This window comes from Rheinheimera sp., from assembly GCF_020217005.1.
Taxonomy (GTDB): domain Bacteria; phylum Pseudomonadota; class Gammaproteobacteria; order Enterobacterales; family Alteromonadaceae; genus Pararheinheimera.
Genome location: NZ_JAIWOI010000103.1, coordinates 1 through 10,000, shown reverse-complemented (window position 1 = coordinate 10,000; position 10,000 = coordinate 1). Strand labels below are relative to the sequence as shown.

The following is a 10,000-nucleotide window of genomic DNA, read 5'->3' as shown; positions in this document are numbered from 1 at the left end:
AAAAATATCGATATGGCTGTCGGTGACTTCACCGTGCACCAACAACAGCATCTGCTGTTCGGCCATCACTTCCAGTACAGGATAAAGTTTACTTAAGCTGCTGACGCCGGAATGAGAGTTAGTGGTCGCGCCTGCCGGATATAATTTAGCCGCTACTACACCAGCGGCCTTGGCAGCTTTAATATCGTCCGCTGTGGTTTTATCCGTTAGATACAGCACCATCAGAGGTTCAAAACTGCTGCTTGCAGGTCGGGCGGCCAGAATACGTTCTTTATAAGCTAAGGCTTCTGCGGCGTTGGTTACAGGCGGAACCAGATTGGGCATGACGATAGCGCGCTTAAAACAACGGGCAGTGGCTGCCACTGTTTCTTTGAGCATATCACCATCGCGAAAATGTAAATGCCAGTCGTCCGGGGTTTGCAGAATTAATTCAATCACAGCGCTTCTCCTCTACTGATGCAGTGTCATGCCGTCAGGGCGCTGCAGTTTAGCACGCCTTGCCTCTATACTCAGCACAACTTTTATTCAACCACTGGGGCATAGAGATATCTGATGGGTTTAGGTTATAGTCTTTGGCGATAATAAAAGATGTTCAACAGGTTACAAACCATGGAACAGAGCAATGTACCAAAACAACAATCTCATTGGCTGTTGCCCTGGCAGTGGCTGGTACCGCTATTTTGTCTGCTCTGCGCTTGTATCGTCACTGAGTACCAGTCCCGCCAGTTAGTGGAACAACGGCAAAATCAGGCTTTACAGCAATTAATAGGCATATCAGGACAACTGCGATCTTTTGTTGAAGCCGAATTAAATACTTCGTTGTATATGAGTCTCGGACTGGCTGCGTATCTGCGCGCCAGCGATGGCAAGCTGTCAGAAAAAGAAACGCTGTTTTTGCTAAAGAACTTACTGGAGCAAGGCAAGCATATCCGCAATATAGGCCTGGCTCCGGACAATGTGCTGACACTGGTTTATCCATTGCAGGGCAACGAAAGGGTCTTAGGCTTAAATTATCAAAATTTATCGCAACAGTGGCCTGCCATCAAACAACTGATTGAGGAGAAAGAAGCAAAGTTAACAGGGCCTATAGCACTGATCCAGGGAGGGGAAGGTTATGTCTATCGTATGCCTTTGTTTTTGAATGATGGCAGCTATTGGGGCATCATCAGCACAGTGCTGGATTTAACCACTTTTAATCAGATGTTGCTGCAGCAGGCTAACAGTTATCAGGTGCAGGTAGGGATCCGTGAAAAAGATGCTGCGTCCAGGGTATTGTTTGGCTATTCGCATTTATTCAGTGAGGATGCTCTGATCCTTGATTTAAATATCAAAGGGGCACAGTGGCAGATTGCAGTGCGTTTTATGGATGAGGCTGCAGGCTGGAGCTTATGGCAATGGCGTTTGTTGGGCGCTTCGTTGTCTATTGTGTTTTGTCTGATGTTGGCCTGGTTGCTGTATTCGTATCGTCGCAGTGCACTTTTTGCCGACGCTTTACAGGACAACGAAATCTACTCACGACGTATTATGAATAGCGTACTGGACGTGATAGTGACCACAGATCTGAATGGCACTATAGACAGGGTGAATAGCGCTGTCAGTACTGTTTTTGGTTATTTTCCTATCCAACTGGCTGGTCAGCCTTTTTCTAAGCTGCTGGCGCCAGGGCAAGCGGAGTTACTGGCCACTTTGGCACCTGGTGAAGGGGCGGCGGTGGAGTTGTCAGGACTGCGTCACAGTGGTGAAATTTTTGCGATCGATTTATCCCGCAACAGGACTGAACATCAGGGCAAAGCCCGTTATGTCTGGTTGATCCGTGATATTTCCGAGCGAAAAAAAATAGAGCAACTGAAAAATGATTTTGTTTCCACTGTCAGTCATGAGCTACGCACTCCGTTGACCGCTATTAGCGGCGCTTTAGGTTTAGCTGTAGGTGGTGCTTTAGGACCGTTGAACGACAAACAGCAACACATGTTAGCGCTAGCCCAACAAAACAGTCAGCGTTTAGGTAAATTAATTAATGACTTGCTAGATATAGAGAAACTAGCGGTGAATAAAATGCAGTTTAGGTTCAGACTCTGGCCTTTGGCTGAGCTTTTACATCAGGCTATCGAGCTGAATCAGCCGCTGGCGTTGCAACGTCAGGTGACGCTTGAACTGCAGTGCAATGAGCAGGATTATTTGTGGGTTGAAGTGGATGACGTACGCTTTCAACAAGTGATGGCTAATTTGTTGGCCAATGCGATACGACACTCTCCTCAGGCTGCTAAGGTACTGATCAGCGTGGTATTATCAGCCAAGACAGTGCGTGTTGCCGTGACCGATCAGGGCGATGGGGTTGCCGCAGATTTTGAATCTCGCTTATTTGAAAAATTTTCTCAGGCAGATTCGTCCGATCGTCGGCAAATCGCGGGCACAGGTTTAGGGCTGGCGATCTGCAAAGATCTGGTCAAAGCCATGGGTGGCGACATAGGTTATCAACGCTCTGCTTCAGGTGGTGCCTGTTTTTATTTTACCTTGCCTCTGGCAACAGAATTGTCTCTTGAATAAGGCCTGTTATGCTGACTTTACTTGATTTGATCGCTGTCTCCTGGTTTTTATCACTCTGGATTGGTTACACCATAGTGGCTAAACGTAAAGCCAGAACTGTCAGTTGTTTGTCCTTTGAACTGCGTCGCAAACGTAACGACTGGATGAAACAAATGCTGACCCGCGATAATAAAATGGCAGATGTCGCCCTCATCTCTACCCTGGAACGTAACGTATCGTTTTTTGCCTCCAGTACTTTGCTGATACTGGCTGGTTTATTAACTGCATTGGCGTCCAGTGGCAGTATCAGTGAGGTTTTAAGTTATCTGACGCCCTGGGCGCCAAAAAACAAAGAAACAGTACAGGTGAAAATTCTGTTTCTTGCTGTAATTTATGTATTCGCCTTTTTCCAGTTTACCTGGTCACTACGTCAGTATGGCTTTGGTGGGGTATTGATTGGTGCTGCGCCTGATGGCCGTGAAATGACTTCAGATGAGCAGGCGCTGTATGCCAACAGAACAGCCAAAGTGATCGATCAGGCGGGCCACTCTTTTAATTATGGTTTACGATCAATTTATTTTTCGTTGGCTACATTGTCCTGGTTTCTTGATCCGAGGTTATTTATGGCCAGTTCAGTCATAGTGCTGTTGATTATGAAACACCGAGAGTTTCATTCTAAGGTGCTAAAAGCGCTGCAGGAATGCTGAAAAATTCGGGTCAGAGTAAATTTAAATTCAGTTTAATTTTCCACTGACCCTAATAAGTTCGTGACTAATCCTTATACTCGAAGGCTTTGATAACACGGGCAACACCATCAACATTGCGGGCCAGAGCTACTGCTCTGTCTGCTTCTTGCTGACTGACCAAACCCATTAAAAATACTTCGCCGTTTTCTGTCACTACTTTGACATTTAAACCACTGACATTTTTGTCGGCCAAAAATTTGCTTTTAATCCGGGTGGTGATCCAGCTGTCTTTACTTGCTGTGCCAAAGCTGATCTCACTACCTACACGCAATTGGTTATGCACATCTTTGACACCTTCGACTCTGGACACTTCGCCAGCTACTTCCCGCACTCTTTCGTTTGGTACCTGACCTGTTAACAGCACTATGCCGTTGTAACTGGTCATATTGATATTGCCTTTCTTTTTGGTTTCAGGATTTTCGTCTAATGCGCGCAGCACTTTGACCTGAATACTTTTGTCGTCAATCTGGCTACCCAGACTGCGTGGGTCACCTGCGGAAGTGACGGCTGTGGCTCCGCCTGCAAGCACAGCAGCAGCGCAACCCTGTAATAACCAGCTTGTTGCTAATACCAGTATTAATTTGTTCAACATCAGAGCTCTCCTTGTTGCGGAAACAAAGTTATGTCGATCAGTTCGCATAACGCGTGCAGTAAAAAGGTATAACACTCAAAGACTCTGGCAGGCCGGTGGGCTGGTACCTTTAATTCAGTATCCTGATTGCCCAGTAACCCGGACAATTCTCCACTGTTATCTACGGTTAAAGCCACCACAGTCATATCTTTAGTTAAAGCTGCTTCCACGGCTTTAATTAAATTATGTTCTTCCCCTGTCATCGAAATGGCCACCAGGACGTCACCCGCCTGACCTAAAGCCCGGACCTGACGCGCCAAATGATCGGGGTTTTGCTGATTATCGGGTTGTAAGCTGGAGTTATTACTTAACAAAGCAAAAGCCGGTAAACAGGGCCTTTCAGCTTCAAACTGATCCAATAACAGTTGAGCAAAATGTGTGGCTAAAGCCGCCGACGCGCCTTCACCGCAACAAATCACCTTACCGCCATTGATCAGGCAGTTCACCAGACTAGCTGCGGCGTTTTCGATAGGGGCAGACAAAGCTTCGCCTGTCGCTATCATAGTTTGAATATTTTCAGTAAAAAGTTGCCTGATATGGTCTTGCATTAGTTCACTGTTCCTGCAAAAGCGTTTTTAATCCAGCAAATATCTGCCGGCTGTTCAGTAATAGCCACTACATCGAAACGGCAATGTTGCGGACCACTACTTTGTAAATAACATAAAGCTGCGCGGCTCAATTTTTGCTGTTTGCCTAAAGTGACGGCAGCAACTGCACCACCAAAAAGCGTATTGCGCCTGAATTTTACTTCAACAAAAACCAGCGTTTGTTGCTCGCGCATGACTAAATCAATTTCACCAAAGCGACAGCTGTAGTTTTGTTGCAGCAGCTGCAAGCCTTGTTGTTGCAAAAACACTAAGGCCTGTTGTTCATAAAACTGCCCAGTGCTTTTGCTCATTTAGGGCGTCCGGGGTGTCAGCAAACCATCCTTACTGTATTTGCCCCAGGTTAACTGCCGCTGAACCTGTCCACCTGTCGATAATGCCAGATTGCCAGTCAGCCCCTGATAGCGTAAGGCCGGAAATTGTTGTTGCTGCTTTAAACGGAAAATTAAGTGGTAGGAGTCATAGCCCATAGCAAACAAACGCTGCAGAGTTTCATCCTGCTGTGGAAACAGCTGTTCAAATTGCTGACGGAATTCAAGCTGCTGACCTGTACTGAGCATCCAGGGCATTTCAGTAAAAGTTAAACCCTGCAAGTCACGGCGGTCGGTAAATTCTGCTGACTTTTGGTGGCTGCGCGAACTGGCGTACACAGGCACTGTGGTTTTAGTCGGCGCCACAGACACGTCAATATAAGGTTTGAGTAAACGGGTTTGCGACGGGTCGGCCAATAAATAAATAGCGTCTATGTCCTGGCGACTATGGGTTTCAGCTTTTACACCTTCACCTGCCAATTGACTGATTTCCCGGATACGTTGTTCGCTGGCTGCGGTTTCCAGTAATTGTTTGATGGTACTTTCCATGCCTGCCTGATCGGCAAACCAATAGATTTCAGGTTCTTTTCCTGCCACTTGTTTCCAGTCACGGCTAAATTGTTCAGCCATGCGCTGACTAAGCGGGTTACGGGATGCCATCAGTACAGGTTGCTTATAGTTTTTTTGTTTAAACAGCATCGCCATTTGGTGAGCTTCATCTTCCACACTCAATGAAAAATAAAACTTATCGGCAGATTGTTGCACCAAATCGGTTTTTCCATTTAAAAACAAGGTGGGGATAGTCCAGTCGCTTTGCTGAGATATAGCGTCTACTTGCTCCCGCAACAGTGGACCAATCACAAAGTCCACCTGCTCACTGGCAAGCCGTTGCTTTAACGCTGATGTTTCCGTTTGACTGTCGATAAAAATTAAACGAGCTTCCTGGTTGGCTGACGCCGCCAGAATTCCTTGCTGAATAGCTTCCGCATGCTGGCGGAAGTTACTGCTAAAAGGTAATAGCACCGCTATAGTTTTAGGTGAAAAGGCATCAACAGCACTTAATTGCTGCACTTCTGCCGGTAGCTGCTGCAAAGAAGGCAAGGCAGCGTACTGCTGTTGCCAGTCGCTAATGGCCTGAGTTAAAGCCGGGCTATTGCCTAAATACTGTTGATGCAGTTGTAATAATTTGGCCCAACCCTGAGTGACAGGGTCTTTGCTGTTGCTGAAGCTGGATAATTGGTCAGGGGTCAGCATGCCAAGCTGTTGCCACAAGGCACTTTGCACAGTGTTTTGCTCTGGAGTTAAGGCCAGCAATTGCAAGTAGGTCTTCACTGCTTTATCTGGCTCTCTTCTGCTGCTTTGATACTCTGCAAGGCTCTGCAAATAGGCCGTTTTGTCTTGTTCTCTGAACGAGCTTAACGAATACTGGCGGTTGAACTTTTCTATATCTTCATACTCGCCAGCTGCGATCAGACTCTGAAAAAAAGGCAACAGGTTAGCCTGTTGAACTTCTGGTGCAGCTTGTTGCGCCAGCACGCGACTTATGGCCTGAGCTTGCTCAGTTTCACCTTGCTGCAAGTGAGCTTTGGCCGCTTCCAGCAACTGCCATTGCTGTTCTGAGCCTTGTTGCTGACCGGCTTGTTCAATAAAGTCGGCACCAGACAAGGGTTTTTCAATTTTCACAACTTCCACTTCCTCTGTTACCAAAGGAGCAGGCTTGATCACAGGTGCCTGTTTGACAGGAGCAACCTGTTCTGGCGTGGAGGAACAACCGGCAAACGCTATGGCGCTGCCTAAAAGAATAAATGGCTTCAGTTTGCTGGATTTCACAATGCACAGGTACAATGAAGAAAACAATGCAGGTATCTTACTCAGTGCCGTGCCTAAGCTCAATGAATTCCAGCCAAAGTAATTCAAGTACAACGGATTAAGCGCCATATGACTGCACAAAGCGGAAATTTATACATAGTAGCCACACCTATTGGTAATTTAGATGATATCAGTCAGCGCGCGATTAAAACCCTAAGCACTGTAGCCTGGGTGGCTGCAGAAGATACAAGACACAGTGGTAAGTTACTCAGCCACTTGGGTATTTCAGCCAAAATGTTAGCGCTGCATGATCACAACGAAAAACAACGGGCTGCCACTCTATTGCAAAAATTACAGGCGGGTGAAGATGTTGCCTTGATTTCAGATGCGGGCACGCCATTGATCAGTGACCCTGGTTACAGCCTGGTGCGTTTATGCCGTGACGCCGGTGTCCGTGTCGTGCCTATCCCCGGTCCTTGCGCATTGATCAGTGCGTTGTGTTGTGCAGGTTTACCTACAGACAAATTCCACTTTATAGGTTTTTTACCAGCCAAAAGTCAGCAACGTCAAAATGTACTCAGTGCCATTCCACAAGGTGTGGGCACCTTGATTTGCTACGAAACAGCGCGCCGTATCAAAGATTGTTTAGAAGATGTAGTGAAAGTTTTTGGTGTTGAACGTGAGTTGGTATTGGCGAAGGAGCTGACCAAAACCTTTGAGAACTTTGTGTATGGTACTGCTGCACAAATTACAGAGTGGCTAGACGAGGATCCGGCCCGTTGTCAGGGCGAAATGGTTTTAATGATAGCGCCGACTTTAGCTGCCGAAGAAGAAATTAACCCGGCAGCTCAGCAAACTCTGAAGCTGCTGATGAGTGAATTACCCCTGAAAAAAGCCGCAGCTTTAACCGCAGAAATTCACGGTGAAAAGAAAAATGCATTGTATAAGCTGGGGTTGAGTTGGGGCGCTGAAGACTAATTTGCCTGACACCATGGGTTAGCACGAATTATAGCTGGGCCTTGCGCTTTTCTTCCCCTATAATGCGCGCCGTGAGTTGGCCCAGACAATCGCTGCCTGCGTAAGCAGGGGGAGGAAAGTCCGGGCTCCATAGGGCAGAGTGCCAGGTAACGCCTGGGCGGCGCGAGCCGACGACTAGTGCAACAGAGAGCAAACCGCCGATGGCCCTTGCGCAAGCAAGGGATCAGGTAAGGGTGAAAGGGTGCGGTAAGAGCGCACCGCGCGGCTGGTAACAGTTCGTGGCACGGTAAACTCCACTCGGAGCAAGACCAAATAGGCCCCCTTTGGCGCGGCCCGCGTTGGGGGCGGGTAGGTTGCTTGAGGCGTACGGTGACGTACGTCCTAGAGGAATGATTGTCCACGACAGAACCCGGCTTAACGGGCCGACTCACACCTTCTTATTTCCTTTGCTGACATTACTTGCTCAGCAGAGTTTGGTAGCTGCGGTATGGCTATAGCCCACGCAGACACGCCGTGAACCCATCCATGGGGGCTCGTCTTTGGCGTCCCTGCCAAAGACGGTCTGCTTAGAACTATAGCCATCCTCGCTTTTTTGAGTCTGCTACTCAAGCTTCGCCAGATGAGGCAAAGTTGCTCTAATCGTTGCTTTAAGTTCTTCTGCAGCTTTAAACGGGTCTCCAGCATCCCACTGAATGGTCAAATGGTGGTTCGTATCAAAATGAGTCGACTTTTCTGCGAACTTTTCTTTTTTGCAGGTATAAATCACAGGTTTACCCAATCCTTCGGCATAACCAGCTTCCCAATAGGCGCCGAGATTGTCGTGGGACAAATCTGCTATAACAAAATCTGCACTACGAATTTCGACTCGCATTCTGTTATCTATTAAGCCAGCAATGGGATTGTCGTCGAGTCTTAGTAGTGTAAAGCCTGCTTGCTCTGCCGCTGGTTTAAAATGCTCAGAGACGATAGTGTCTAGTTCTTGGTCGCCAAATTTCATTGCCATAAAAGCCCTGTGGTAGCTTTTAGCTGCATTGCTAATCTTGTTTAAATGCTCCCAACCATTGAAAGTTACAGTCAAAAGCATGCCGACTTCATTGAACGTTGCCTTTTCTCTGTCTCGGCGTCCAATCATGATAGTGGGGCGACTAGTTTCTTTTAGCAAACCACGTTCTTTCAATGCTTCTGTTACATATACGAAGCTTTCAGCAGATTTTGCTCCTATTACTACAAAATCTAAGTTTTTATAAGCCTCAACAGCAGCTCCATGATCACTTGATTTACTAGCCAGCCATTTTAATAGCAAATCAAATTGTTCGGTTAAGGAAGGAAGCTTCCTTTCAAGGATTGCTTTGATAGTTAAAGAATTCAGAGCTTGTTCCTGATTGTCTGATTCGTTACTTCTTAGCCAATAACTAAGTTTCCAGCGATCATCTGCTGATTGGATATAGTTTTGAATAGAAGCATCCAGACTGCCAGTTAATTTGAATTTACCGCATCGACCGCAAATGAAGTGAACTTGGTCATTGCATATGTCTTCTCTTTTTTCGCAGTTATCCAATTCACAAATTGGACATTGAATAGTGGTTGTCATCTGAGTGTGATCTCTTAAACAGTAGCTGGATACCGTACCTTTTTTCTTCTCAAGCTGGCAAGCGTCACTGTTGTTTTGCTAGGCTAGCGGCTATTTTAGGTTTTACTGTGGGCTTACAGATGCAAACTTCGTCCATCCCTTTCTGGCAAGCCTTCTGGTTTTGGTTAAAACTAGGCTGTATCAGTTTTGGTGGTCCTGCCGGGCAGATTGCTCTGATGCATACGGAGCTGGTGGAAAAACGCCGTTGGATCAGTGAAGGCCGGTTTTTACATGCGCTGAATTATTGCATGCTGTTGCCAGGACCTGAAGCACAGCAACTGGCAACTTATTTAGGTTGGCTGATGCATCGCACTTTGGGTGGTGTAGTGGCTGGGTTGTTGTTTATTCTGCCGTCATTACTGCTTTTGGTGCTGCTGTCCTGGGGTTATCTGGTCTATGGCGAGCACCCCTGGGTCGCCGCTTTGTTTTATGGCATTAAACCTGCGATAGCGGCCATAGTGTTACATGCTGCCTGGCGTATAGGCGGGCGGGTGATGAAACACCCGTTATTATGGGCTATAGCTGTGGCTGCTTTTGTGGCTATTTTTGCCTTTCAACTGCCATTCCCGCTTATTGTTTTGTCTGCAGCTTTGATTGGTTTTATCGGCAGTAAAGTGACACCTGCAGTGTTTTCCTCAGGCGGTCATGCATCAGCACAAAAAAGTTATGGTCCGGCTTTGATTGACGATACAACACCCAATCCACAGCATGCGTTGTTTCGCTGGAGCCGCTTTGTGCTGGTCATAGCTTGTGGTTTGGTTCTT

General features: G+C 46.9%; 10 protein-coding genes, 1 other RNA gene and 1 pseudogene. 6 read left to right on the top strand and 6 right to left on the bottom strand.

Translation table 11 applies throughout. From position 1 onward, the window contains the following. Positions 1–438: pseudogene (locus tag LDL40_RS05050) on the bottom strand (amidohydrolase family protein); the annotation flags it as partial. Positions 439–609: 171 nt separating this feature from the next. Here LDL40_RS05050 and LDL40_RS05045 point away from each other — a divergent pair. Together LDL40_RS05045 and LDL40_RS05040 are read left to right on the top strand one after the other, a co-directional pair. Next, on the top strand, positions 610–2,547 hold the full coding sequence (locus LDL40_RS05045) for an ATP-binding protein (protein WP_300994075.1): 1,938 nt from the start codon (positions 610–612) through the stop codon (positions 2,545–2,547). Positions 2,548–2,555: 8 nt separating this feature from the next. After that, the gene (locus tag LDL40_RS05040) at positions 2,556–3,233 is read left to right on the top strand and encodes a DUF599 family protein (protein ID WP_300994074.1); all 678 of its coding nucleotides are present in this window, start codon (positions 2,556–2,558) and stop codon (positions 3,231–3,233) included. Positions 3,234–3,297: 64 nt separating this feature from the next. On the opposite strand, the gene dolP is transcribed toward LDL40_RS05040, so the two are convergent. Genes dolP through LDL40_RS05020 form a run of 4 tightly spaced genes read right to left on the bottom strand, consistent with a single transcriptional unit; the run spans position 3,298 to position 6,502 of the window. Further along, entirely contained in the window at positions 3,298–3,864 is a 567-nt protein-coding gene (gene dolP / locus LDL40_RS05035) for a division/outer membrane stress-associated lipid-binding lipoprotein (RefSeq protein WP_300994073.1), read from the bottom strand. Next, the gene (locus LDL40_RS05030; RefSeq protein ID WP_300994071.1) at positions 3,864–4,451 is read right to left on the bottom strand and encodes an SIS domain-containing protein; all 588 of its coding nucleotides are present in this window, start codon (positions 4,449–4,451) and stop codon (positions 3,864–3,866) included. The genes dolP and LDL40_RS05030 overlap by 1 nt, the downstream gene beginning before the upstream one ends. Beyond that, positions 4,451–4,801, bottom strand: coding sequence for a YraN family protein (locus LDL40_RS05025; protein WP_300994070.1), 351 nt, complete (start codon positions 4,799–4,801; stop codon positions 4,451–4,453). Before LDL40_RS05025 ends, LDL40_RS05030 begins: the two co-directional genes overlap by 1 nt. Beyond that, a complete protein-coding gene (locus tag LDL40_RS05020) occupies positions 4,802–6,502 on the bottom strand; it encodes a penicillin-binding protein activator (protein WP_300994068.1) in 1,701 nt (566 codons plus the stop codon). Between the two features lie 34 nt (positions 6,503–6,536). Here LDL40_RS05020 and LDL40_RS05015 point away from each other — a divergent pair, with 34 nt between their 5' ends. The 3 genes from LDL40_RS05015 to rnpB all read left to right on the top strand — a co-directional run bounded on the left by LDL40_RS05015 (position 6,537) and on the right by rnpB (position 8,039). Continuing rightward, positions 6,537–6,731: a hypothetical protein gene (locus LDL40_RS05015; protein ID WP_300994067.1), complete on the top strand. Its 195-nt coding sequence runs from the start codon at positions 6,537–6,539 to the stop codon at positions 6,729–6,731. A 26-nt stretch (positions 6,732–6,757) separates the two neighbouring features. Then, the gene (rsmI, locus tag LDL40_RS05010) at positions 6,758–7,606 is read left to right on the top strand and encodes a 16S rRNA (cytidine(1402)-2'-O)-methyltransferase (protein ID WP_300994066.1); all 849 of its coding nucleotides are present in this window, start codon (positions 6,758–6,760) and stop codon (positions 7,604–7,606) included. Positions 7,607–7,679: 73 nt separating this feature from the next. After that, positions 7,680–8,039: RNase P RNA component class A (gene rnpB, locus LDL40_RS05005), an RNA gene on the top strand. 168 nt (positions 8,040–8,207) lie between these two features. Here the strand turns inward: rnpB and LDL40_RS05000 are convergent. After that, on the bottom strand, positions 8,208–9,197 hold the full coding sequence (locus tag LDL40_RS05000) for a hypothetical protein (protein ID WP_300994065.1): 990 nt from the start codon (positions 9,195–9,197) through the stop codon (positions 8,208–8,210). Positions 9,198–9,316: 119 nt separating this feature from the next. On the opposite strand from LDL40_RS05000, the gene LDL40_RS04995 reads away from it, so the two are divergent. Beyond that, on the top strand, positions 9,317–10,000 hold a 684-nt coding region (locus LDL40_RS04995), incomplete at its 3' end, for a chromate transporter (RefSeq protein ID WP_300994064.1).

Excerpts from the sequence above, each read along its gene's own strand:
- LDL40_RS05045 (WP_300994075.1), top strand. The coding sequence starts at position 610 with ATGGAACAGAGCAATGTACCAAAACAACAATCTCATTGGCTGTTGCCC.
- LDL40_RS05040 (WP_300994074.1), top strand. The coding sequence starts at position 2,556 with ATGCTGACTTTACTTGATTTGATCGCTGTCTCCTGGTTTTTATCACTC.
- dolP (WP_300994073.1), bottom strand. The coding sequence starts at position 3,864 with ATGTTGAACAAATTAATACTGGTATTAGCAACAAGCTGGTTATTACAG.
- LDL40_RS05030 (WP_300994071.1), bottom strand. The coding sequence starts at position 4,451 with ATGCAAGACCATATCAGGCAACTTTTTACTGAAAATATTCAAACTATG.
- LDL40_RS05025 (WP_300994070.1), bottom strand. The coding sequence starts at position 4,801 with ATGAGCAAAAGCACTGGGCAGTTTTATGAACAACAGGCCTTAGTGTTT.
- rsmI (WP_300994066.1), top strand. The coding sequence starts at position 6,758 with ATGACTGCACAAAGCGGAAATTTATACATAGTAGCCACACCTATTGGT.
- LDL40_RS05000 (WP_300994065.1), bottom strand. The coding sequence starts at position 9,197 with ATGACAACCACTATTCAATGTCCAATTTGTGAATTGGATAACTGCGAA.